The organism is Streptomyces hiroshimensis, from assembly GCF_014650335.1.
Taxonomy (GTDB): domain Bacteria; phylum Actinomycetota; class Actinomycetes; order Streptomycetales; family Streptomycetaceae; genus Streptomyces; species Streptomyces hiroshimensis.
The window spans coordinates 186,689-210,397 of sequence record NZ_BMUT01000010.1 but is presented as its reverse complement, the minus strand read 5'-3'; the positions used below and the strand labels follow the sequence as shown (position 1 = coordinate 210,397).

At 72.1% G+C, this 23,709-nt stretch carries 17 protein-coding genes; 11 read left to right on the top strand and 6 right to left on the bottom strand.

Going from position 1 to position 23,709, the window contains the following annotated elements:
• The first annotated feature begins 190 nt into the window (after positions 1–190).
• From IE241_RS22920 to IE241_RS22910, 3 genes are all read left to right on the top strand, one after another.
• Positions 191–922, top strand: coding sequence for a VIT1/CCC1 transporter family protein (locus IE241_RS22920; RefSeq protein ID WP_190023681.1), 732 nt, complete (start codon positions 191–193; stop codon positions 920–922).
• Between the two features lie 358 nt (positions 923–1,280).
• Positions 1,281–5,870, top strand: a complete 4,590-nt coding sequence (gltB, locus tag IE241_RS22915) for a glutamate synthase large subunit (RefSeq protein WP_190023680.1) — start codon at positions 1,281–1,283, stop codon at positions 5,868–5,870.
• On the top strand, positions 5,863–7,323 hold the full coding sequence (locus tag IE241_RS22910) for a glutamate synthase subunit beta (protein ID WP_190023679.1): 1,461 nt from the start codon (positions 5,863–5,865) through the stop codon (positions 7,321–7,323). Before gltB ends, IE241_RS22910 begins: the two co-directional genes overlap by 8 nt.
• 104 nt (positions 7,324–7,427) lie before the next feature.
• Here IE241_RS22910 and IE241_RS22905 read toward each other — a convergent pair whose 3' ends face one another.
• The 4 genes from IE241_RS22905 to IE241_RS22890 all read right to left on the bottom strand — a co-directional run bounded on the left by IE241_RS22905 (position 7,428) and on the right by IE241_RS22890 (position 10,826).
• Positions 7,428–8,093: a 3-keto-alpha-glucoside-1,2-lyase-like domain-containing protein gene (locus IE241_RS22905; RefSeq protein WP_190023678.1), complete on the bottom strand. Its 666-nt coding sequence runs from the start codon at positions 8,091–8,093 to the stop codon at positions 7,428–7,430.
• The gene (gene wecB / locus IE241_RS22900; protein WP_190023677.1) at positions 8,090–9,280 is read right to left on the bottom strand and encodes a non-hydrolyzing UDP-N-acetylglucosamine 2-epimerase; all 1,191 of its coding nucleotides are present in this window, start codon (positions 9,278–9,280) and stop codon (positions 8,090–8,092) included. Before wecB ends, IE241_RS22905 begins: the two co-directional genes overlap by 4 nt.
• Positions 9,281–9,360: 80 nt before the next feature.
• Positions 9,361–10,632, bottom strand: a complete 1,272-nt coding sequence (locus IE241_RS22895; protein ID WP_190023676.1) for a glycosyltransferase family 2 protein — start codon at positions 10,630–10,632, stop codon at positions 9,361–9,363.
• Positions 10,629–10,826 (bottom strand): hypothetical protein, encoded by a 198-nt coding sequence (locus IE241_RS22890; protein ID WP_190023675.1) that lies wholly within the window; start codon positions 10,824–10,826, stop codon positions 10,629–10,631. The genes IE241_RS22895 and IE241_RS22890 overlap by 4 nt, the downstream gene beginning before the upstream one ends.
• Before the next feature lie 362 nt (positions 10,827–11,188).
• Between IE241_RS22890 and IE241_RS22885 the strand changes: the two genes are divergently transcribed.
• Both IE241_RS22885 and IE241_RS22880 read left to right on the top strand, forming a co-directional pair.
• The gene (locus IE241_RS22885) at positions 11,189–13,006 is read left to right on the top strand and encodes a DUF2334 domain-containing protein (RefSeq protein ID WP_268254423.1); all 1,818 of its coding nucleotides are present in this window, start codon (positions 11,189–11,191) and stop codon (positions 13,004–13,006) included.
• Positions 13,003–14,079, top strand: a complete 1,077-nt coding sequence (locus IE241_RS22880) for a glycoside hydrolase family 113 (protein WP_190023674.1) — start codon at positions 13,003–13,005, stop codon at positions 14,077–14,079. The genes IE241_RS22885 and IE241_RS22880 overlap by 4 nt, the downstream gene beginning before the upstream one ends.
• Positions 14,080–14,133: 54 nt before the next feature.
• Here IE241_RS22880 and IE241_RS22875 read toward each other — a convergent pair whose 3' ends face one another.
• On the bottom strand, positions 14,134–15,021 hold the full coding sequence (locus tag IE241_RS22875; RefSeq protein WP_229899677.1) for a hypothetical protein: 888 nt from the start codon (positions 15,019–15,021) through the stop codon (positions 14,134–14,136).
• Positions 15,022–15,276: 255 nt separating this feature from the next.
• Here IE241_RS22875 and IE241_RS22870 point away from each other — a divergent pair, with 255 nt between their 5' ends.
• The 5 genes from IE241_RS22870 to IE241_RS22850 all read left to right on the top strand — a co-directional run bounded on the left by IE241_RS22870 (position 15,277) and on the right by IE241_RS22850 (position 19,932).
• Positions 15,277–16,068 (top strand): S1 family peptidase, encoded by a 792-nt coding sequence (locus IE241_RS22870; RefSeq protein WP_190023673.1) that lies wholly within the window; start codon positions 15,277–15,279, stop codon positions 16,066–16,068.
• A 277-nt stretch (positions 16,069–16,345) separates the two neighbouring features.
• Positions 16,346–17,086, top strand: coding sequence for a hypothetical protein (locus IE241_RS22865; protein WP_190023672.1), 741 nt, complete (start codon positions 16,346–16,348; stop codon positions 17,084–17,086).
• A 147-nt stretch (positions 17,087–17,233) separates the two neighbouring features.
• A complete protein-coding gene (locus tag IE241_RS22860) occupies positions 17,234–17,911 on the top strand; it encodes a response regulator (protein ID WP_190023671.1) in 678 nt (225 codons plus the stop codon).
• Complete coding sequence (locus IE241_RS22855) at positions 17,908–19,059, top strand: sensor histidine kinase (protein ID WP_190023670.1); 1,152 nt, start codon at positions 17,908–17,910, stop codon at positions 19,057–19,059. Before IE241_RS22860 ends, IE241_RS22855 begins: the two co-directional genes overlap by 4 nt.
• A 141-nt stretch (positions 19,060–19,200) precedes the next feature.
• Complete coding sequence (locus tag IE241_RS22850) at positions 19,201–19,932, top strand: MBL fold metallo-hydrolase (protein ID WP_229899675.1); 732 nt, start codon at positions 19,201–19,203, stop codon at positions 19,930–19,932.
• Between the two features lie 49 nt (positions 19,933–19,981).
• On the opposite strand, the gene IE241_RS22845 is transcribed toward IE241_RS22850, so the two are convergent.
• A complete protein-coding gene (locus IE241_RS22845) occupies positions 19,982–20,362 on the bottom strand; it encodes a VOC family protein (RefSeq protein WP_190023669.1) in 381 nt (126 codons plus the stop codon).
• A 121-nt stretch (positions 20,363–20,483) separates the two neighbouring features.
• Here IE241_RS22845 and IE241_RS22840 point away from each other — a divergent pair, with 121 nt between their 5' ends.
• Positions 20,484–23,681, top strand: coding sequence for an endo-alpha-N-acetylgalactosaminidase family protein (locus IE241_RS22840; RefSeq protein WP_229899672.1), 3,198 nt, complete (start codon positions 20,484–20,486; stop codon positions 23,679–23,681).
• Positions 23,682–23,709 lie beyond the last annotated feature (28 nt).

Here is a 23,709-nt window from a genome sequence, read left to right as displayed (position 1 = left end):
GGCGGGATTTTTGTGCCTGCGGCACGGGAACTGCAGCGAACCGGCCCACGCCGAGCTAACCGGAGGGGCCCATACCTCCAGGTCAGCCAGGCCTTCCTTGCTAGCGGATCATGGCGTTCGTGCGTACCTTCGAATCATCGGGGGCGGGCGGACGAGGCGCCACCCCCCAGGGGAAGGGAGCCCACCGGAGATGTCTGTCCTGGAAGCCGTCGCCGCACCGCACGTAGCGCACCGCGACAACCACACGCACCGCGATGTGAACGGCGGCTGGCTGCGCCCCGCGGTGTTCGGGGCCATGGACGGGCTGGTCTCCAACGTCGCCCTGATGACCGGCGTCGCGGGCGGCGCCGCCTCCGCGCAGACGATCGTCATCGCCGGCCTGGCCGGCCTCGCCGCGGGCGCGTTCTCCATGGCCGCCGGCGAGTACACCTCCGTCGCCTCGCAGCGCGAACTCGTCCTGGCCGAGCTGGACGTGGAGCGCCGTGAGCTGCACAAGCACCCGGCCGACGAGCTGGCGGAGCTGGCCGCGCTCTACGAGTCGCGGGGCGTGGAGCCCAAGCTCGCGCTCGAGGTCGCCATGCAGCTCTCCCGCGACCCCGAGCAGGCGCTGGAGATCCACGCCCGCGAGGAGCTCGGCATAGATCCCTCCGATCTGCCGTCGCCCATGGTCGCGGCGGTGTCGTCGTTCGGCTCGTTCGCGCTGGGCGCGCTCCTGCCCCTGCTGCCGTACCTGCTGGGAGCCACCGCGCTGTGGCCCGCCGTGCTGCTCGCGCTGCTCGGTCTCTTCGCCTGCGGGGCCGTCGTGGCGCGGGTGACGGCCCGCTCCTGGTGGTACAGCGGCCTGCGCCAGCTGTTCCTTGGCGCCGCGGCGGCGGGTGTGACTTACGCCCTTGGTATTGCCTTCGGCACCGCTCTGGGGTGATGCTTATGCGGGCTCCCGCATAACGTGCGTGTGACATCGCGGTTTCAAGCCCTCGACGACCGGGCACAATCCGGAAGCGCAGCGGGCAACGCCGCCCGCTCTGTGCTGTGTCCGGCGGGGCCGGGCCGGGCGATCCCCAGTGCTTCCGGCAGCTCGCCGTCTCCACCGCAGTGTTCTCGTGAGCCGCAGTGTTCTCATGAGTCGTAGCGTCCACATGCTGGACCGGTGCTTCCACTTTTTGAGAAGCGCCCCATCATGTAACCTGCACCAACTTCTTTCGCAGAGGGCCAATGTCGTCCCTCGGCACATGCACCGGCCGCACCGGCCGGGACTGCCAAGACGACGACGGGAGCCGCCGATGCGATCCGCATCCCACCCCGCCCAGCAGGGTATGTACGACCCGCGGAACGAGCACGACGCCTGTGGTGTCGGCTTCGTCGCGACCCTCACCGGCGAGGCGAGCCATGCGCTCGTGCAGCAGGCGCTCACCGTCCTCCGCAATCTGGAGCACCGCGGCGCCACCGGCTCCGAGCCCGACTCGGGTGACGGCGCCGGCATCCTGATGCAGATTCCCGATGCCTTCCTGCGGGAGAGCGCCGGCTTCGCGCTCCCCGAGCCCGGCGCGTACGCCGTCGGCATCGCCTTCCTCCCCGCGGACGGCGCAGCGGCGGACACCGCCGTCTCGTCCATCGAGACGATCGCCCGCGAGGAGGGCCTCGCCGTCCTCGGCTGGCGCGCCGTCCCCGTCGCCCCCGAGCTGCTCGGTGCCAGCGCCCGCGCCACCATGCCCGACTTCCGCCAGCTGTTCGTCGCGGACGAGCGCAGCGTGAGCGACGGCGGGAGCACCGGGCTCGCCCTCGACCGCAAGGCGTTCATCCTGCGCAAGCGCGCCGAGCGCGAGGCCGGGGTCTACTTCCCCTCGCTCTCCGCCCGCACCATCGTCTACAAGGGCATGCTGACGACCGGTCAGCTGGAGCCGTTCTTCCCGGACCTCTCCGACCGCCGCTGCGCCACCGCGATCGCTCTGGTCCACTCCCGCTTCTCCACCAACACCTTCCCCAGCTGGCCGCTCGCCCACCCGTACCGGTTCGTGGCCCACAACGGTGAGATCAACACCGTCCAGGGCAACCGCAACTGGATGCGGGCCCGGGAGTCGCAGCTGGCCGGCGAGCTGTTCGGCTCTGCCGGCCAGGGGCACGGCGGGGACCGCGGCCCCGACCGCATCTTCCCCGTCTGCACCCCCGACGCCTCCGACTCCGCCTCCTTCGACGAGGTCCTGGAGCTGCTCCACCTCGGCGGCCGGTCCCTGCCGCACAGCGTGCTGATGATGATCCCGGAGGCCTGGGAGAACCACCCCTCCATGGACCCGGCCCGGCGCGCCTTCTACCAGTACCACTCCACCCAGATGGAGCCCTGGGACGGCCCGGCCTGTGTCACCTTCACCGACGGCACCCTCGTCGGCGCCGTCCTCGACCGCAACGGCCTGCGCCCCGGCCGCTACTGGGTCACCGACGAGGGCCTCGTCGTGCTCTCCTCCGAGGTCGGCGTCCTCGACATCGACCCGGCGAAGGTCGTCCGCAAGGGCCGCCTCCAGCCCGGCCGGATGTTCCTGGTCGACACCGAGAGCCACCGCATCATCGAGGACGACGAGATCAAGGCCGAGCTCGCCGCCGCCGCGCCCTACGGCGACTGGCTGGAGGCCGGCCTGATCGACCTGGCCGACCTCCCCGAGCGCGAGCACATCGTGCACACCCACGCCTCGGTCACCCGCCGCCAGCAGACCTTCGGCTACACCGAGGAGGAGCTGCGCGTCATCCTCGCGCCCATGGCGGGGTCCGGTGCCGAGCCCATCGGTTCGATGGGCACGGATTCCCCCATCGCCGCGCTCTCCGAGCGGCCCCGGCTGCTCTTCGACTACTTCACCCAGCTGTTCGCGCAGGTCACCAACCCGCCGCTGGACGCCATCCGCGAGGAGCTCGTCACCTCGCTGGTCTCCTCCCTCGGCCCGCAGGGCAATCTGCTGGAGCCCACCGCGGCCTCCTGCCGCAGCGTCACCCTGCCCTTCCCCGTCATCGACAACGACGAGCTCGCCAAGCTCATCCACATCAACGCCGACGGCGACATGCCGGGCCTGAAGGCCGTCACCCTCTCCGGCCTCTACCGCGTCAGCGGCGGCGGCGAGGCCCTGGCCGCCCGCCTGCAGGCGATCTGCGCCGAGGCCGACGCCGCCATCGCCGACGGCGCCCGCCTCATCGTCCTCTCCGACCGCCACTCCGACGCCGAGCACGCGCCGATCCCGTCGCTGCTGCTCACCTCCGCCGTCCACCACCACCTCATCCGCACCAAGCAGCGCACCCACGTGGGCCTGCTGGTCGAGGCCGGCGACGTCCGCGAGGTCCACCACGTCGCGCTGCTCATCGGCTACGGCGCGGCCGCCGTCAACCCGTACCTGGCGATGGAGTCCGTCGAGGACCTCGTCCGCGCAGGGACGTTCCTGCAGGACATCGAGCCCGAGGCCGCGATCCGCAACCTCATCAAGGCGCTCGGCAAGGGCGTGCTGAAGGTGATGTCCAAGATGGGCATCTCCACCGTCGCCTCCTACCGCGGCGCCCAGGTCTTCGAGGCCGTCGGCCTCGACGCAGCCTTCGTCGAGACCTACTTCCACGGCACCGCCACCAAGATCGGCGGCGCCGGCCTGGACGTCGTCGCCCGCGAGGTCGCCGCCCGGCACGCCAAGGCCTACCCGGCCACCGGCATCGCGGCCACCCACCGCCGCCTCGACATCGGCGGCGAGTACCAGTGGCGCCGCGAGGGCGAGCCGCACCTCTTCGACCCCGACACCGTCTTCCGGCTGCAGCACGCCACACGCGCCCGCCGCTACGACATCTTCAAGCAGTACACCGAGCGCGTGAACGAGCAGTCCGAGCGCCTGATGACGCTCCGCGGCCTGTTCTCCCTCAAGAACGACCGCGAGGCCGTTCCCCTGGACGAGGTCGAGCCCGTCAGCGAGATCGTCAAGCGCTTCTCCACCGGCGCCATGTCGTACGGCTCCATCTCCCGCGAGGCCCACGAGACCCTCGCCATCGCCATGAACCGGCTGGGCGGCAAGTCCAACACCGGTGAGGGCGGCGAGGACCCCGAGCGCCTCTACGACCCCGAGCGCCGCTCCAGCATCAAGCAGGTCGCCTCCGGCCGCTTCGGCGTCACCAGCGAGTACCTGGTCAACTCCGACGACATCCAGATCAAGATGGCCCAGGGCGCCAAGCCCGGCGAGGGCGGCCAGCTGCCCGGCCACAAGGTCTACCCCTGGGTCGCCAAGACCCGGCACTCCACCCCCGGCGTCGGCCTGATCTCGCCGCCCCCGCACCACGACATCTACTCCATCGAGGACCTTGCCCAGCTCATCCACGACCTCAAGAACGCCAACCCGGCCGCCCGCATCCATGTGAAGCTGGTGTCCGAGGTCGGCGTCGGCACGGTCGCGGCGGGCGTCTCCAAGGCCCACGCCGACGTCGTCCTGATCTCCGGCCACGACGGCGGCACCGGCGCCTCGCCCCTGACTTCCCTCAAGCACGCGGGCGGCCCCTGGGAGCTCGGCCTCGCCGAGACCCAGCAGACGCTGCTGCTCAACGGCCTGCGCGACCGCATCGTCGTGCAGACCGACGGCCAGCTGAAGACCGGCCGCGACGTGATCGTCGCCGCCCTCCTCGGCGCCGAGGAGTTCGGCTTCGCCACCGCCCCGCTCGTCGTCTCCGGCTGCGTCATGATGCGCGTCTGCCACCTGGACACCTGCCCGGTCGGCATCGCCACCCAGAACCCCGTGCTGCGCGAGCGCTTCAGCGGCAAGGCCGAGTTCGTCGTCAACTTCTTCGAGTTCATCGCCGAGGAGGTCCGCGAGATCCTCGCCGAGCTGGGCTTCCGCACCCTGGAGGAGGCCGTCGGCCACGCCGAGCTCCTCGACACCGGCCGGGCCGTGACCCACTGGAAGGCCCAGGGCCTGGACCTCGCCCCGCTGCTGCACGTGCCGGAGCTGCCCGCCGGTGCCGTCCGCCACCGCACCACCGACCAGGACCACGGCCTGGCCAAGGCCCTCGACAACGAGCTCATCGAGCTCGCCGCCGACGCCCTCGCGGTCCCCTCCGCCGAGGACGCCCGCCCCGTCCGCGCCCAGGTGCCCATCCGCAACATCAACCGGACCGTCGGCACCATGCTCGGCCACGAGGTCACCAAGCGCTTCGGCGGCGCCGGCCTGCCCGACGACACGATCGACATCACCTTCACGGGCTCCGCCGGCCAGTCCTTCGGCGCCTTCCTGCCCCGCGGCGTCACCCTGCGCCTGGAGGGCGACGCCAACGACTACGTGGGCAAGGGCCTCTCCGGCGGCCGCATCGTCGTCCGCCCCGACCGCGGCGCCGACCACCTCGCCGAGTACTCGGTCATCGCCGGCAACACCCTCGCCTACGGCGCCACCGGCGGCGAGCTGTTCCTGCGCGGCCGGGTCGGCGAGCGCTTCTGCGTCCGCAACTCCGGTGCCACCGTGGTCTCCGAGGGAGTCGGCGACCACGGCTGCGAGTACATGACGGGCGGCCGGGCCGTCGTCCTGGGCGAGACCGGGCGCAACTTCGCGGCCGGTATGTCCGGCGGCGTCGCCTACGTGATCGACCTCGACCCCGACAACGTCAACAAGGAGCTGGCCGGCGCCGTCGAAAGCCTCGACGCCGACGACCGGCAGTGGCTGCACGACGTCGTGCGCCGCCACCACGAGGAGACCGCCTCCACCGTCGCGGCCGCCCTCCTCGCCGACTGGGACACGGCCGCCGGCCGCTTCCGCAAGGTCGTCCCGGCCACCTACAAGGCAGTGCTCGCCGCCAAGGACGCCGCCGAGCGAGCCGGTCTCTCCGAGACCGAGACCCACGAGAAGATGATGGAGGCGGCGACCCATGGCTGACCCGAAGGGCTTCCTGACCACCGGGCGCGAGGTCGCGCAGACCCGCCCCGTCGCCGAGCGCGTCCGCGACTGGAACGAGGTCTACGTCCCCGGCTCGCTCCTGCCGGTCATCAGCAAGCAGGCGAGCCGCTGCATGGACTGCGGCATCCCGTTCTGCCACAACGGCTGCCCGCTCGGGAACCTCATCCCCGAGTGGAACGACTACGCCTACCGCGGCGACTGGCAGGCCGCGAGCGAGCGCCTGCACGCGACCAACAACTTCCCCGAGTTCACCGGCCGTCTGTGCCCCGCGCCCTGCGAGTCCGCCTGCGTGCTCGGCATCAACCAGCAGCCCGTCACCATCAAGAACGTCGAAGTCACCATCGTCGACAAGGCGTGGGCCGCGGGCGACGTCACCCCCCAGCCGCCCGAGCGGCTCTCCGGCAAGACCGTCGCCGTCATCGGCTCCGGCCCCGCCGGCCTGGCCGCCGCCCAGCAGCTCACCCGTGCCGGGCACACGGTCGCCGTCTACGAGCGCGCCGACCGCATCGGCGGCCTGCTGCGCTACGGCATCCCCGAGTTCAAGATGGAGAAGCGCCACATCAACCGCCGCATCGAGCAGATGCGCGCGGAGGGCACCAAGTTCCGCACCGAGGTGGAGATCGGCCGCGACATCGACGCCGCCAAGCTCCGCAAGCGCTACGACGCCGTCGTCATCGCCGCCGGCGCCACCACCTCCCGCGACCTGCCCGTCCCCGGCCGCGACCTCAAGGGCGTCCACTTCGCGATGGAGTACCTGCCCATGGCCAACAAGGTGCAGGAGGGCGACCTGACGGTCTCCCCGATCACCGCCGAGGGCAAGCACGTCGTCGTCATCGGCGGCGGCGACACCGGCGCCGACTGCGTGGGCACCGCCCACCGCCAGGGCGCCGCCTCCGTCACCCAGCTGGAGATCATGCCCAGGCCGGGGGAGGAGCGGAACGCGGGCCAGCCCTGGCCCACCTTCCCCATGCTCTACAAGGTCACCTCGGCCCACGAGGAGGGCGGCGAGCGGATCTACTCCGTCTCCACCACCCACTTCGAAGGGGACGAGGACGGCAACGTCCAGTGGCTGCACCTGATCGAGGTGGAGTTCACCGACGGCAAGCTCGTCCAGAAGCCCGGCACCGAGCGGAGGATCCCGGCCCAGCTGGTCACCCTCGCCATGGGCTTCACCGGCACCGACGTGAAGAACGGCCTCGTCGAGCAGTTCGGCCTGGAGCTGGACGCGCGCGGCAACATCGCCCGCGACGGCGACTACGCCACCAACGTCCCCGGCGTGTTCGTCGCCGGTGACGCCGGACGCGGCCAGTCCCTCATCGTCTGGGCCATCGCCGAGGGCCGCTCCGCCGCCCGCGGCGTGGACCGCTTCCTCACCGGCACCAGCACCCTGCCGGCCCCGGTCCGCCCGACGGACCGCGCCCTGACGGTCTGACCCGTCCCGCACAAAAGCTCGCGGCGCCTGCCCCACCCCGACCCTAGGTGGCAGGCGCCGCGCTGTCGTACCCGTGCCGTCCCGGTCGCTGACCGCCTCGTCCCCTACTCGCCCGGGCGCACCAGCAGATCGTGGAACTCCACCTTGGCGTCCTCGGTGTACACCCCCACGCTGCCCTCCCGGTAGGGCCGCTCGTGGTCCTCGTAGGCCACCACGCCCTGGCCGTTGACGCTCACCTCCATGCGCGCGCCGCGCTGCGCCACCTTGACGGCAGACCATTCGCCGACGGGGAAGCGCCCCTGACCGGTCGCCAGGAAGCGCTGCCCGCCCTCGTAGGCGGGGTCGCGCTTGCCGAGCTCCCAGCCGTTGGGCTTGAGGGTGATGTAGTAGAAGTGCTCGGGGTCGGTGTACGCCCACAGCAGCCACGGCACCTCCCACGGGTTGGGCTCGGGCGTGCGCAGCTGGGCGACGGTCCGCATGCGCGCCTCGTAGACCATGTCCTCGAAGCGCTCGGTGGAGACGATCAGTCCGGCGTGGGTCTCGTCCGGCACCCGGGACGGGCGGGGGGAGAGGAAGAGGCCGTCGTGGCGGCCGATGTTCTCGCCGTGGCCGTCGAAGACCGACCGCCAGGGGCCGTGGACCGATCCCTCGGCCCACGGCCGGTCCGGCTCGTCGTCGCCGGACCAGAGGCTGCTCACCGCGAGGGCGGCGCCCGCCACCACGACGGCGGCGAGCAGCGCGAGACCGAGCAGCCGCTGAACTCTCGTCATGCCGTCGAGTATGACCCCGGCCCCTCGGTACGGGAGGCGACGAGTTCGGGGCCGCCGTCGTCGTCCGCGTCGGCGCCGAAGTCCTCCGCGAGCTGGGCGATGATGCGTTCGGTGGCGTGCCCGTCACCGAAGGGATTGCCCGCCGTGGCCATCCGCTCGTAGGCGGCAGGATCATCCAAAAGGTGGACGGCGGCCTCCAGGATGACCTCCGGTTCGGTGCCCACGAGCCGGGCCGCGCCCGCCTCGACCGCCTCGGCGCGCTCGGTGGTCGTGCGCAGTACGAGGGCGGGCTTGCCGAGGGTGGGCGCCTCCTCCTGGATGCCGCCGGAGTCGGTGAGGACCAGGTCGCAGCCGGCGAGGGTGGCGGAGAAGTCGAGGTAGTCCAGCGGCTCGGCGACCTCGATGTGCGGGTGCCCGCTCAGCTCCGGCAGGAGGGCCTCGCGGACGGCGGGGCTCTTGTGCAGCGGCACCACCATCTCCACGTCGCCCCGGTCGGCGAGCCGGCACAGGGCCCTGCCCATGGAGCGCATCACGGCGCCCTGGTTCTCGCGGCGGTGCAGGGTGACCAGCACGCGCCGCAGGCCGGTGCGGAAGAGGCAGCGGCCGGTGCCCTCGGCCAGCACCCACAGCAGGTTGTCGATGACGGTGTTGCCGGTGGTGAACACCTCGGCCCCGGGTACGCCTTCGGCGGTCAGGTTGGCCGCGGCGCGCTCGGTGGGCGCGAAGTGCCAGCGGGCCATACGGCCTATCAGGCGGCGGTTGAGCTCCTCCGGGAAGGGGTTGTCGAGGACGCCGGTGCGCAGGCCGGCCTCCACGTGGGCGATGGGGATGTGCTCGTAGAACGCGGCGAGGGCGCCGGTCAGGGCGGTGGTGGTGTCGCCCTGGACGACGACGAGGTCGGGGCGCTCGGCACGGACCACCTCGCCGAGGCCGTCCACGAGGCGGGCGGTGAGGGTGGACAGCTCCTGCCGCTCGCGCATGACGTCGAGCCCGGTGTGGACGGGCACGCGCAGCAGGTCCAGCATCTGGTGGAGCATCTCGCGGTGCTGGCCGGTGGTGACGACGAGCGGTTCGAAGAGCGGGGAGTGCGCCATGGCACGGGCCACGGGCGCCAGTTTGATGGCCTCGGGTCGGGTGCCCAGCACGAGCATGGCGCGTACGGGCGCGGTGATGAGGTCAGCGGACATGGTTCTCCCTGAGCAAGGCCTGTCGCGGAGAGGGCCTGACGGGCGGGTGGAGTGCGGGGTTTCGGGTGCGCGCGGTCGCTTCAGGTGCGCGCGGTCTTCAGCCACGTCTGCTTGCCGGTGAGCATCCGCCACAGCCCCCACCAGCCGGCGGCGAACCAGATGTAGCCGTAGAAGATGAAGACGTGCGAGAGCAGGATCGAGCGCACGAGCCCGAGACCGCGTTCGCGCCGGCGGTAGACGAATCCGTACGCGTAGGCCGCGGTGAAGGAGAGCACGTACGGGCCGATGATCCACATCGGGGAGATCAGCGCGCGCCCGGCCTCCACGGAGCCGATGACGGTGCCGGCCACTGCGACCAGGAACGACAGCGGCAGCAGCGAGGTGAGCAGGATCAGGACCGGGCTGGAGAGGTGGTAGAGCAGGTCGACGGCGGCGCGGGTGGGGACGGAGCGCAGGATCAGCGGGACCAGCCCCGCCGACTGCAGATGGCCCTGGAACCAGCGGGAGCGCTGGCGCACCAGGCGCCGGACGTCGAGCACGGCCTGCTGGGAGACCGCCGCCGCGGTGCAGTGCTGGTTGGTCCAGCCGCGGGCGATGAGCCGGACCCCGAGGTCGAGGTCCTCGGTCAGCGAGTCGCTCCAGGGGCCGCCGGCCGTCTCGCCGGGCGTCTGTCCGGGCAGGGCGAGGGAATCCAGTGCGGCGAGCCGCATGAACTGCCCGTTGCCGCCCATTCCGACGCTGCCGATATAGCGCCGGGCGCACTGGAAGATATCGCCGTAGATGACGAATTCCATGTCCTGGAGCCGGGCCAGCAGCCCTTGATGGCGGTTGTACATCCGCACGCCGACCTGGGTGGCGCCGGTGCGCGGATTATCGAAGAAGGGGTCGACGGACTGGACCACGTGTTCGTCGAGCCGGCCGTCGGCGTCGACGACGCAGACGATGACGTCGTGCGGGTCGTAGCCGTCGAGCAGGCCCGACTCGCGCAGGTGTCGTATTCCGGCGTTCAGGGCGGCGCCCTTGCCGCGGCGGGCATCGGGCAGAGTGCGCTGCAGCAGCCGGACGCGCTCGGGGTCGGCGGCGCGGGCGACCTCGGCGGTGCCGTCGTCGGATCCGTCGTCGATCACCAGGGCGAGGAAATTACCGGCGGGCAGGGAGGTGATACGGGCCAGGCTCTCGGCGAGAACCTTTTCCTCGTTCAGACAGGCGAGCAGAAAGACGTACAGGCGTCGTTGGCGGGGTCCGCGGACGCGGCGTATCCGGCGCCGGGAAAGGAGGAAGAGAGCGGTGTTGTAGCAGCCTGCCATCACGATGATGGCGATGGCGGATCCCAGCAGGATCTCGCCGGTCAAGGCCGGTCACCGGCACTTCGCTCCAGTGTGCTGCGGGGCTCCAGCGTGCTGCGGGCGGCGAACCAGAGTTTGGCGGCGATGATGACGAACGCCGTCGTGCAGTAGAGCAGGAATCCGGCCCCGGCTATCTCCTGCAATCCCCTGGCAAAAGGAACGCCCGGCAGCACTTCCGGTGCCGCGGTGAGCCCGGCCATGGGCAGGACGGATCCCAGAGCGGGTTTTCCGTACATGAGTTCTCCCCCGTATGTCGCCTCGATGCGAGGCAAGGCATGCGCAGGGAAGGTATCAGATCAGACAGGTACTACTGTCGGACTTGATGGGAATTGTTGGAGCGGAATCTCAAATTCGGTGAACGTACCGGTAATTATGCCTGGTGATCACCGGCGTGTGACGGGTGTGACTTCTGGTCTGCACCAGAGGGGATGCACGGAACTGCGCATTCGGGACCGAAGTTGTCTATTGACATACATCCTTCCCGGCCAGAAGAATCTGGCGCCTGTCGGGCCCCTGCACGAGAGCCGGGGGTGGCGACCGTTGCATTACCAGGGGGAAATCCATGCAAAACAAGAGAGGGAGATCCAGGAAAGTCCGGATCTCCGCCGTCGTCATGCTCCTCGCCGCCCTCCTGGGCGGCGTCATCCTTTCCCGGACCGCCCAGGGCGCGATATCCCGGCCGCGCGCCACCGACGCCGTGAACCCGCTCTCGCTCTCCCCGAAGAGCAGCAAGGACCTCGCCGCCGCGGCCAAGGCCCGGCTCGACTCGGACCGGCTGCGCCGTGCGGGCCGCCTCGCCCTCACCCCCGCGCCCGTCACGAAGGCCCTCGCCGCCGAGGCGGCCGCCGCCGCTCCGGCCGGCACCTCGGCCCTCGTCCTCTACGACAACACCGGCCCCTACGGGCAGCTGGGCGAGCTCTACGCCATGGCGACGGCCAACCTCGCCGGCCACTTCGGCACCGTCACCGCCAAGCCCGTCTCGGCCTACACCGCCGGCATGGTCAACCAGTACACCGCCACGGTCTACCTCGGCTCGACCTACTACGGGGGCACGGTCCCCGACGCCGTCCCCGCCGCCTTCTACCAGGACGCCCTGGCCACGAGCCGGCCCGTCACCTGGATCGGCGACAACATCTGGAACATGGCGGGCGCCGTCGGCGTCACGCAGTTCAAGCAGAAGTACGGCTGGGACCCCACCAACTCGTACTACGAGTCGGGCGGTTCCATCGGCAACATCAACCAGGTCACGTACAGGAACCAGCAGCTGACCCGGACGATCCCCGCAGGCCAGGACGGGGGAGTCCTCCACCCGGACATCCTCACCGGGCCCGGCTATCCGGCGGTCACCCGCCTCGCCGAGGCCAAGGACGGCACCTCCGGCGCCACCAGCCCCTGGGCGATCCGCTCCTCGAACCTCACCTACCTCGGCGAGATCCCCTTCGCCTACGTCTCCGAGAGCGACCGCGTCATCGTCTTCGAGGACCTCCTCTTCGACGCCCTCGCCCCCGCGACCGCCGAGCGCCACCGGGCCTTCGTCCGCCTGGAGGACATCAGCCCCAAGGCCGACCCCGCCCAGCTGCGGGCCATCGCGAACTACCTCAAGTCGCAGAACATCCCGTACGGGATCAACGTCATCCCCGTCTACAAGGACCCCAAGGGCGCCTACAACAACGGCGTGCCCGAGACCGTCACCCTCGCCCAGGCCCCCGCCGTCGTCACCGAGCTCAAGAACATGCTCGCCAATGGCGCGGTCCTGATGAACCACGGCTACACCCACCAGTACGGCACGGCGAACAACCCCTACAACGGCGTCACCGGCGACGACTTCGAGTTCTTCCGCGCGCACGTCGACACCGCGGACAACGTCGTCCTCGACGGGCCGCCGGCGGAGGACTCCACCGTCTGGGCCCAGGGCCGCGTCACCCAGGCCCTGGCGGGCTTCGCCGCCGCCGGACTGCCGAAACCGGCCTTGTGGACGACTCCGCACTACGCCGCGTCCGCCACCGACTACCGTGTCTTCGGCCAGAACTACTCCGCCCGCCTGGAGCGCTCGTTGTACTTCGCCGGCACGCTCACCGGTGGCACACCGGACAACAGCCGCTACATCGGCCAGTTCTTCCCGTACGCGGTCAAGGACGTCTACGGGACGACCGTCCTGCCCGAGAACATCGGCAACTACGAGCCCGACGCGTACAACAACCACCCGCCCCGGCTCCCCGCCGACCTCATCGCCTCGGCCAAGGCCAACCTGGCCGTGCGTGACGGCGTGGCGAGCTTCTTCTACCACCCCTACTACCCGGTGACCCCGCTCAAGCAGACGATCGAGGGCATCAAGGCCCTCGGCTACACCTTCGTCGGCCCCACGGCGCTCGGCCAGTGAACACCGGGAGGAGGGCGGCCGCGGCGCTGCTCGCAGCCGCCCTCCTCCTCGCCGGCTGTTCCTCCGGCTCCGGCGGGGAGGACGGCGAGGAGGGGCCCGGGCCGGGCCCGAGCGGCCGCACCGATGACGGAAAGGCGGCCGGACTGCGCGGCATCACCCTCCCCTCGTGGAACACCGGCGACTACAGCAGCCCCGAGGCCGCGGCCTACCTGCGGCAGATCGCCGCCACCGGCGCCCGCTGGGTGACCTTCACCCCCACCTGGTACCAGGACGGCGCCGCCGACGCCGGCATGCACACCACCGGCGAGACCGCCTCCGACGACAGCCTCCGGCACATCATCGGCCTCGCCCACGGGACCGGCCTCAAGGTCATGCTCAAGCCCCACGTCGACCTCGCGAAGGGCGGCGACAGGGCGGGCATCCGGCCGCGCGACGCCGACGCCTGGTTCACCGCGTACGAGCGCTTCATCACGCACTACGCGACGCTCGCCGCCGACACCGGGGCCGAACAGCTCGCCGTCGGCACCGAACTGGCCGGCACCTCGCGGGACGGCGCCCGCTGGAGCAAGGTCGTCCGGGCCGTCCGCGCGCGCTACCGCGGGCCGCTGACCTACGCCGCCAACTACGACGAGTACCGCACCGTGCCCTTCTGGGGCGACCTCGACGTCATCGGCATCGACGCGTACTGGCCGCTGGCCGACCGCCCCACCGCGGATGCCGCGCGGCTGCGCGACGCCTGGAAGCCGATCATGCAGGAGCTCGCCGCCTTCTCGCAGCGACAGCACCGGAAGATCCTCTTCACCGAGGCCGGCTACGTCAGCCAGCGCGGCACCACCACCGCGCCCTACTCCTGGACCGTCAGCAAGAGCGGCGGCGAGGACGAGCAGGCGGCCGCCTACGAGGCGCTGCTGACGGCCCTCGACGGAAAGCCCTGGTGGGCCGGGGTCTGCTGGTGGATGTGGGACGACTGGCCCGACACCGGCGAGACCCCGCGGCGCCTCGCCTACACCCCGCACGGAAAGCCTGCGGAGGAGGTACTGCGCCGCCGCTGGCACAGCGCCGGCACCGACTGAAGCCGGACGCTTTTCCGGGGGCGTCCCCGCGATGGCCGAACCGGGCGGCAGCCCCTACGTATCGCACTCGAGCACGGTGCGGCAAAGCCCGCACCGTGCTCGCACCTTCCCCCGTACCGGCACCCGGATGCGCTGGTGGCACGTCGGGCACGGGAAGCTGACCCGCAGCGGGTCGTGGCCCTCGAAGGCGTAGCCCAGGTCGGACGGCGGGCTGAGCCTCGCGTGCTGGACGGCGCGCCGGTCGCGGGCGTAGCGGTGGCGGCCGAGCCGCCCGGCCGCCGCGAGCGGGGGCCGCCGGCCGTCGCGCCGGGCCTCGGCCAGGCCCTTCACATAGGCCTCGTACCCCTGGGGGCTGGTGAACCAGGGGGAGGGGTCCTCCCCGAAGGCCAGCGCCCGCTTGGCGAGGACGTAGCCGAACTCCTCCGGGGTGAGGTAACCGAGCTTCTGCGTGGAGACCGACGACTCGCGGTAGGCGTCCAGCAGCAGCCACCCCGCCCCCAGGTAGGCCGCCGCGGTGTCGGTGAGGATCTCGTTGTCCCGCGTGCCGGGGAAGGCGAGGCCGAGCCGGTGCAGGTAGACGTGCATGACCTCGTGCGAGAGGGCCGCGCCGATGTCCCTGCGGTGGCTCTTGAAGCGGGAGTTGAGCTCGATGAAGTACTCCGGCCCGGCGGCGAGCTCGACGCTGCCCGCGTGCCGCATCTCGCGGAAGCTGACGATCATCCGGGCGTCCGGCAGCCGCAGGTGCCGCACCATCGCGCCGGCGACGCGCTGCACGCCGAGATACGGATTCTCCTCGTCGGAGAAGGCCACGTCGGACGGGGGCACGCTGAGCCCGAAGGTGTGCACCGTGTCGTAGGAGAGGCGCTTGTACAGCGCGGTGATCGCGGCGCGCACCGTCTCGATGTGCGGAAAGCCGTGCACGATCTCGATGCCGGTGCCCACGCGTGACCACCCCCTGGGGTCCCCCTGCCGGCCGCTGCGCCCCCTGTCCACTGTACGGGCGCGGCCCCGCCGTCGGGCGGTCCGCCGGACGGTCCGTCGGGTGGTCCTCCGGGCTGGCCGAAACGCGGTGCTTGTCGCCCGTTCGCCCGGTCCTCATAATCGCACCGCGCATCGAAGGCTCGTTTCCGGTTATCGGACGGCCGGAATTGTCATGAGCCTGACATTCGGGCGTAACCTCCCACGAAAGGAAGACCGTTGCGCTTCTTCCTCGGCACACTCAGGAGAACCGTCGCCGTCGGCGCCGCCGCCGTCGCCGCGCTCGCCCTCACCGCCACCGCCGCCGTAGCCGACGACCCGACCCCCCGCCCGGGCGTGGTCGGCGGCACCGCCGCCCAGCAGGGCGAATTCCCCTGGATGGTGCGGCTGTCCATGGGCTGCGGCGGCTCGCTCTACACCCAGCAGATCGTCCTGACCGCCGCCCACTGCGTGAACGGCAGCGGCGCCAACACCTCGATCACCGCCACGGCCGGCGTCGCCGACCTGAGCTCCTCCCAGGCGATCAAGGTCAAGTCCACCCAGGTGATCCAGGCGCCCGGCTACAACGGCTCCGGCAAGGACTGGGCGCTGATCAAGCTCGCCAAACCGGTCAATCTGCCCACCCTCAAGACCGCCGACACCCCCGCCTACAACAACGGCACCTTCACCATCGCCGGCTGGGGCGCGGACCGCGAAGGCGGCGCCCAGCAGCGCCAGCTGCTCAAGGCCACCGTCCCCTTCGTCGACGACGCCGCCTGCCAGCAGGCCTACGGCAACCTCATACCCGACGAGGAGATCTGCGCCGGATACCTCACCCAGGGCGGCGTCGACACCTGCCAGGGCGACTCCGGCGGCCCGATGTTCCGCAAGGACGGGGCGGGCGCCTGGATCCAGGTCGGGATCGTCAGCTGGGGCCAGGGCTGCGCGCGGCCGCAGTACCCCGGCGTCTACACCGAGGTGAGCACCTTCGCGGCGGACATCAAGAGCGCCGCCGCGAGCCTGGGCGGCTGACGCCCCCCTGCCGGCCACTGGGCCGTCCGGGCGATCGCACGCACCCGTACGGACCAGCCCGGTACGGCCCTCCCCGGCCCGCCCGCACGACTCCGGTATGACGCGGGCGGGCCCTCGTCATCCTTTCGGCCGAGACGAGAATGGTCGGACAGTCGAGGTGTGGGCGCGATAAAGGCCCGTAACGTGAAGGACGTGGCCCGCCGGCCCCGGAGGACGACACGAATCCGGGGCGCGCGACGGCCGCAGACCGAGCCGTCCGTTACGGAAAGGGACCTCCGTGTCCGCCAAGACCCGCATCGCCGCCGCCACCGTCCTCGCCGCAGCCGTCGGCGCAGTGGCCTGGCCCACGGCGAGCGCGTTCGCCGCGGAACTGCGCACCGGCGGCGACACGGACGGCGGCACCGGCCGCACCGGCCGCCCGGTCACCGTCCAGCAGGTCCAGCTGCCCGACGGCAGCCGGGCCCGGCTGACCTCCGGCGAGCGCGGCACGACCGTCACCGTGACCAAGCACGGCAAGCAGCGTCACACCTTCGACGCGGCCCGCCCCACCGCCGACATCGACCGGCTCCACCTGCGCATCCTCGGCGGCGACACCCAGAAGCCCACCCTGCGCGCCTCCCTCGACGGGGCCCAGCTGACGAACTACTACGACTTCGCCTCCGGCACGCTGCGGCACACCCCCGACGGGGCCGAGGGCGCCACCGTCAGGAGCAGCGGCGCAGGCCACGACAAGGGCGCCAAGCACACCAAGCACGCCGCGGGCACCCACGGGGTGCTCACCGTGCAGGGCGGCCCCGCGGCGGCCGGCGAGCAGCGGGCCACGCCCCCCGCGCGCACCCTCCACGCGGCCTCCAGCAATCCCGTCAAGCGCGTCGTCGAGGCCGGCGAGGTCATCAAGGGCCGCCACGACATCGCCGCCCCCGCCCTCGCGGGCGGCGCCGGGCTGCTCGCCCTCGGCGGCGGCGCCTACGGGGTGCGCCGCCTCGCCGCCCGCCGCGCGGCGCGCACCGGCGCCTGACCCGCGGTTGCGGCACCCCCGCGGCCCCGCTGACATGGAGGGGCGGAGGCAGCACCGGCCCGTCCCCCTTTCCCGTAAGCCCCTTTTCCGTACCCCCGCCCCCGTACCGACGCCCCCGTACGGCCGGGCACAGCGCAAGGAACGAGTATGGCGATCACCGTGGTCATCGCGGACGACCAGGAGATGGTCCGCACCGGCTTCCGCATGATCCTGGAGAGCCAGCCCGACATCGATGTCGTCGCCGACGTCGTGGACGGCGAGGCCGCCCTCGCCGCCGTCGAGGAGCACGAGCCCGACGTCCTCCTCCTCGACATCCGCATGCCCAAGATCGACGGCCTGGAGGTCACCCGCCGCCTCTCCGAGCGGACCGTCGCCCGCCCCGGCCTCGGCCAGCGCCCCCGCATCGTCATCGTCACCACCTTCGACCTCGACGAATACGTGCACACCGCCCTGCGCAACGGCGCCTCCGGCTTCCTGCTCAAGGACGCGAGCCCCGCCATGCTCGTCGAGGCCGTCCACGCCGCCGCCGTCGGCGACTCCCTCATCTCGCCCGCCATCACCGTCCGCCTCCTGCGCGACATGGCCCCCACCGGCCCGGCGGGCCCCGCCAAAAGCCCCTCCGAGCCGCTCACCGACCGCGAGGCCGACGTGGTGCGCTGCCTGGCCCGCGGCGCCACCAACGCCGAGATCGCCGCCGAGCTCTTCGTCTCGCTGTCCACGGTCAAGACCCACCTGGCCAACGTGCAGCTCAAGCTCGACGCCCGTAACCGCGTCGAAATCGCGGCGTGGGCCTGGGAGAGCGGACTGGCCACGGGCAGCGCATGAACAGAGTGGCCGGGTGGGCCGCCCGGCACCCCCGGCGCGCCGCCGCCGCGAAGGCCGCCCTCGCGGTCGTGCTGCTCTGCCTCGTCGTCTCCGAGAGCATCGTCCTCGCCCGCCAGCCGAGCCGCCCCCACGCCATGGTGCTGGCCTCCGGCATCGCCGTCTGCCTGTGCGCCGTCCCCTACAAGTGGATCCCGCTCCTCGTCCGGGCCTCCGTCGCCGTCGCCGTCTCCTGGACCACCAGCCTCGTCCTGATGACGGGGCAGCACCCCGAGACCGTGTGGGGCATGGGCGAGGCCATCGCCCTGCTCGCCCTGCTCACCTCCGTACTCCAGCGCGCCTCCGCACGCGCCGCCGCGATCCTCGGCCCCATGCTCGGCCTCGCCTGCCTCGCCGCCCCCATGCGCGACCTCGACCCCGGACCCTTCACCGCCGTCTTCTGCACCCTCACAGTCGTCGTCACCGCCTACTCCATGCTGCTGCGCAGCCAGTCCGGGCAGCGCGTCCGCGACCTCGCGGCCGTCCGCAACGCCGAGCGCCTCGAACTCGCCCGCGAGCTCCACGACCTCATCGCCCACCACGTCACCGGCATCGTCGTCCAGGCCCAGGCCGCCCGCTTCACCGCCCTCGAAGGACCCGCCGCGGCGGCCGCCTTCGAACGCATCGAGCTCTCGGCCGGCGAATCCCTGAGCTCCATGCGGCGCCTGGTGGGCATCCTGCGCGAGGGCGACGCCGAGACCGAGCCGGTGGCGGGCCTGCCGGAGGTGCGCTCCCTCACCGAGGCCTTCGCCCGCACCGGGCCGCCCGTCACCCTCTACATCGAGAAGGGGATGGAGAGCTGGATCCCCGCCGAGGTCGCCGCCGGCGTCCACCGCGTCGTCCGCGAGGCCCTCACCAACATCCGCAAGCACGCCGCCGACGCCACGGCCGTACGGATCGGGATCCGCGGCGTCCCGGCCGGTGTCGAGCTGCGCATCGCCGACGACGGCAAGCACGCGGCCGCCCTCTCCGACAAGGCCCGCGGCGGCGGCTTCGGTCTCGTCGGCCTCAGCGAGCGCGCCAAGGCCATGGGCGGCATCCTGCGCGCGGGACCCGCGCCGGAGGGCGGCTGGGAGGTCACGGCGCTGTTCCCGGCGGACCGCAGGCGGTAGGCGCGCGGGGCCCCGGGCGGTACCAGCGGCAGGACCAGCGGCAGGCCCGCGCCGCCGCCCGGCGGCACGTTCGCCCCGAGCTCAATCCGCCACGGGCGCAAAGACCCGGGCACGCGCCCTCCGCGTGCCTACGGTGGCCCCATGAAGATCAGCGAAGCGGCCGGCATCGAGACCTCCCAAGTCACCGACCGCATATGGATGTTCCGCTTCCCCGTGGGCCAGGCCTACGCCGTCCGCCTGCCCGACGACGGCTGGGCCCTCGTCGACACCGGCCTGCCCGGGTACGCGCAGCAGATCCTCACCGCCCTGCGCGGCCTCGGCGCCGCTCCCGGAGACCTCCGCGAGATCGTCCTCACCCACTCCCACGGCGACCACACCGGCTCCGCCGCCGCCCTCGCGGCGGCCACCGGCGCGCGCGTCCTGGCGGGTGCCGACGACGCCCCGGTGATCCGCGGCGATGTCCCCGGGCCGCCGCCCGTCCTCCTCGACTGGGAGGTGCCGATCTTCGAGTCCGTGCACGAGCTCGTCCCGGAGCTCGCGCACACGACGGTCACCTGCCCCGTCGACGGCGAACTCGCCGACGGCGACACCCTCGACTGGGGCGAGGCGGCCACGGTCGTCCACGTGCCCGGGCACACCGCCGGCGGGATCGCGCTCCACCTGCCCGCCTCCGGCGTGCTGTTCACGGGCGACACGATCGCCAACGTGCAGCAGCTGACGCCGGGCGTCTTCAACACCGACCGGCCGCAGCTGTTCGACTCCTTCCGCCGCCAGGCCGCCCTCGACGTCGAAACGGCGTGCTTCGGCCACGGCGACCCCCTGGTCGGGGGAGCGGGGAAGGCGTTGCGGGCGGTGGCGGCGGGTCTGGACTGACGCGGGTACGGGTACGGGTACGGGTACGGGTACGGGTACGGGAGAAGTTTTAGAGCGACTGCCCGTAGCAGAGGCAGAAGGGGTGTCCGGCAGGGTCGTTGAACACCCGGAACCCCTTCCGCCTGCCACCGCTGTCGTGGAGGAAGGTGGCCCCCAGCGCGATCACCTCACGCTGGGCCCGCTCCACGTCCTCGATCGTCTCGACCTCGAAGTCCAGGTGGAACTGCTGCGGGAACTCCGGGTCCGGCCAGCGCGGCGGACGGTGGTCCCCGGCCTCCTGGAAGGCGATCCGCTCGCCCGCAGGGGACGTCAGCCACACCCACGACGGGTCGGAGGCGTCCACCTCCCAGTCCAGGATCCGGGCGTAGAAACCGGCCAGCGCAGCCGGGTCCGGGCAGTCGACGACGGGATACATCAGCTTTGCGATCATGAAACGATCCTGCCCCCTCCCGGACAGGAGTCCAAGAGCCGCCGCACTTTTGTCCATGGGCGCCGCGGCCCGCGCCCTCCACTGTGTGCCCGTGACCACCGGTACGGATGAGGAGCACGGAGTGGACGTCGACCCAGGGACGCGGCCCCAGCCCCAGCACGGCGCCACCGGCGGGCCCGGCCCCACGCGGCGCGCCGTGGTCACCTCCGGCGCCCTTGCCGGGATCGCCGGGATCGCGGGCATCGCCGGAGCGGCCGGTGTCACCGGCCTCGCCGGGACGGCCGCGGCCGCCACCCCCACCGCGCCCGCCGAAGCCGTCCTGCGCTCCGCCGACCTCGACGTCCGCGTCGACACCGCCTTCCCCCGCATCATCTCCTACACCCACCGCCCCACCGGAGACGTCGTCCACGCCCAGGAGGACCCCGTCACCTCCCTCCTCGTGGACGAGAAGGAACACACCCCCCACGTCACCTCCACCGTCCACGGCGACCGCGCCGCGTACGTCCTCACCCTCGACGGCGGCACCCGCATCGACGCCGAGATCCGCGTCGACGGCCTGCTCGTCCACTGGCGCATCACCCGCATCGCCGACACCCCCGCCCTGCGCGTCGGCACGCTGCGCATCCCCGGCCTGGCCCTGCTGAGCGTCCGCAGCAGCCAGCCCGGCGCCGCGCTCCTCGCCGCCCGCATCCAGCTCGACAAGGCCAAGAGCGGCGACACCCTCGTCCGCCCCGGCCCGGACACGCCCGCCGACGAGGCGCCCATCGGCTGCGCCTACGCCGTCGTCAGCACCGGCCGGCTCGCCGCCGCGCTCGACACCAACACCGTCCAGGACCGGCCGGACGCCGCCACCGCCTGGGAGAACGGCCGTCTACGGCGCCAGACCCTCACCCGCACCGGCTACACCAAGGCCCAGCTCACCTGCGGACAGTGGACCCACCGGGCCGCAGGCGCAGCCGTCACCGACACCGAACCCCTGCCCCGCGCCATCGTCGCCCTCACCCGCGACCGCAACGGGGACGGCGACGCCGACTGGCAGGACGCGGCCACCGCCCTGCGGGAGATCACCGACGAACCCCTCGGTGCCGCCGGACAGCACCTGCGCGTCGTCCCCCACATCGCGTTCAACTTCGCGAGCCAGGCCACGAACCCGTTCCTCGCCACCCTCGACAACGTCAAGCGCATCGCCCTGGCCACGGACGGGCTGGGCCAGTTCACCCTCCTCAAGGGCTACCAGTCCGAAGGCCACGACTCGGCCCACCCCGACTACGGCGGCAACCACAACACCCGCGCCGGCGGCCTCACCGACCTCAACACCCTGCTGCGCGCCGGAAAGCGCTGGAACAGCGACTTCGCCGTGCACGTCAACACCACCGAGTCCTACCCGGTCGCCCACGCCTTCTCCGAGACCCTCGTCGACAAGAACGACAGACAGTGGGACTGGCTCGACCAGTCGTACCGCATCGACGCCCGGCGCGACCTCCTCTCCGGCGACGTCGTCCGCCGCTTCCGGCAGCTGCGCGAGGAGACCGACCCCGCCCTGACCACCCTCTACATCGACGTCTTCCGCGAATCCGGCTGGAACTCCGACCGCCTCCAGCGCGCCCTGCGCGAACAGGGCTGGCAGATCACCAGCGAATGGGCCCACGGCCTGGAGCGCTCCAGCCTCTGGTCGCACTGGGCGGCCGAGACCGACTACGGGCCCGACACCTCGCGCGGCATCAACTCCCGCCTCATCCGCTTCGTCCACCACCACCGCAAGGACGTCTTCGCCGACAAGTGGCCCCTCCTCGGCACTGCGAAACTCGGCACGTTCGAAGGGTGGCAGGGCAAGACCGACTGGGCGCCCTTCCACCGCCTGCTGTGGACCGAGAACCTCCCCGCCAAATACCTGCAGGCCTACCCCATCCGCACCTGGAGCGAGCACGAGATCACCTTCGAGGGCCCGGAGCGGACGACCGCCCGCGACACCGACGGCACACGGACCATCACCACGGACGGACGCGTCGTCTACAAGAGCGGGCTCTACCTCCTGCCCTGGGAGCCGCGCGAGGCCCGCGATCCGGCCAAGCTCTACCACTACAACCCGCAGGGCGGCAGAACCCGCTGGCGCCTGCCGCGCGGCTGGGCGGGACAGCGCACGGTCGTCCTCCACCGGCTCACCGACCAGGGCCGCGCCGACGCCCTGGAACTGCCGGTCCGCGGCGGCGAAATCACGATCGAAGCCGCGGCCGGGCAGCCCTACGTCCTCACCCGAGGCCACGGCCGCTCGCCGGACCCCGCCTGGGGCGAGGGCACCCCCTTGTACGACCCCGGCTTCCACTCCGGCGGCCTGGACGGGTGGCAGGTCACCGGGCCCGCCGCGGTCGAGCGCAGCACCCTGGGCGACTGGGAACTCGTCGTACCCGCCGGGGGAGCGGCCACGGCCGGACAGCGGCTCGCCCGCCTCAAACCCGGCACCTACGCGGCGTCCGTACAGGTCGAGGTCGGCGACACCGCGGGGGAGCGGCGCCGGGCCGGCCTGGAGGTCCGAACCGCCGACGGCGTCACCGCCGCCAACTGGACGGACACCTCGACCGCCGTCAACCACGTGGCCGCCGACCGCAAGCACGGCACCCGCTTCCAGCGGATGTTCACCCGCTTCACCGTGCCGCCCGGCGGCGGGCCCGTCACCCTGACACTGACCGTCGCCGAGGGCGCCGCGCGCGTCCGCTTCGACGCGCTGCGCGTCGTCGCCGCAGGCCCGCAGGCCGTGCGCGCGGGCGCCCTCGTCTTCGAGGACTTCGAGCACGTCCCCCAAGGGTGGGGCCCCTTCGTCAAAGGCGACGCGGGCGGCGCGACCGACCCGCGCACCCACATCGCCCAGCGGCACGCACCCTTCACCCAGCGCGGCTGGAACGGCAAAGCCGTCGACGACGTCATCGACGGCACCCAGTCCCTCAAGTCCCGCGGCGAGAACACCGGGATCGTCTACCGGACCGTGCCGCACACGGTCCGCTTCCTGCCCGGGCGGCGCTACCGGGTGACGTTCCGCTACGAGAACGAGGCCGCCGGACAGTACGCCTGGATCACCGCCGCCGACACGCCCGGGACCCGCGAGCTGCAGCGCACCCCGCTGCCCGCCGCCCACGCACCCGCCACGCACTCCTACGAGTTCACCGCGCCCGACACCGGGGAGGCGTGGGTGGGGCTGCGCAGGACGGGGGACGGCGGCACCGCGGAATTCGTCCTCGACGGCTTCACGGTGTACGAGGCGGACGGGGCGAGCGGGGCGGACGGGGCGAGTGGGCCCGCGGAGGGGGCCGCCGCCCCCTGGTGAAAGCGCACCGCCGTGCGCGAAGATCGGC

What these genes read in the sequence shown, in the direction of transcription:
- IE241_RS22845 (WP_190023669.1), bottom strand. Translation starts at nt 20,362, where the DNA reads ATGATCGCAAAGCTGATGTATCCCGTCGTCGACTGCCCGGACCCGGCT.
- IE241_RS22885 (WP_268254423.1), top strand. Translation starts at nt 11,189, where the DNA reads ATGCAAAACAAGAGAGGGAGATCCAGGAAAGTCCGGATCTCCGCCGTC.
- IE241_RS22855 (WP_190023670.1), top strand. Translation starts at nt 17,908, where the DNA reads ATGAACAGAGTGGCCGGGTGGGCCGCCCGGCACCCCCGGCGCGCCGCC.
- IE241_RS22860 (WP_190023671.1), top strand. Translation starts at nt 17,234, where the DNA reads ATGGCGATCACCGTGGTCATCGCGGACGACCAGGAGATGGTCCGCACC.
- IE241_RS22910 (WP_190023679.1), top strand. Translation starts at nt 5,863, where the DNA reads ATGGCTGACCCGAAGGGCTTCCTGACCACCGGGCGCGAGGTCGCGCAG.
- IE241_RS22890 (WP_190023675.1), bottom strand. Translation starts at nt 10,826, where the DNA reads ATGGCCGGGCTCACCGCGGCACCGGAAGTGCTGCCGGGCGTTCCTTTT.
- gltB (WP_190023680.1), top strand. Translation starts at nt 1,281, where the DNA reads ATGCGATCCGCATCCCACCCCGCCCAGCAGGGTATGTACGACCCGCGG.
- IE241_RS22905 (WP_190023678.1), bottom strand. Translation starts at nt 8,093, where the DNA reads ATGACGAGAGTTCAGCGGCTGCTCGGTCTCGCGCTGCTCGCCGCCGTC.
- IE241_RS22850 (WP_229899675.1), top strand. Translation starts at nt 19,201, where the DNA reads ATGAAGATCAGCGAAGCGGCCGGCATCGAGACCTCCCAAGTCACCGAC.
- wecB (WP_190023677.1), bottom strand. Translation starts at nt 9,280, where the DNA reads ATGTCCGCTGACCTCATCACCGCGCCCGTACGCGCCATGCTCGTGCTG.
- IE241_RS22920 (WP_190023681.1), top strand. Translation starts at nt 191, where the DNA reads ATGTCTGTCCTGGAAGCCGTCGCCGCACCGCACGTAGCGCACCGCGAC.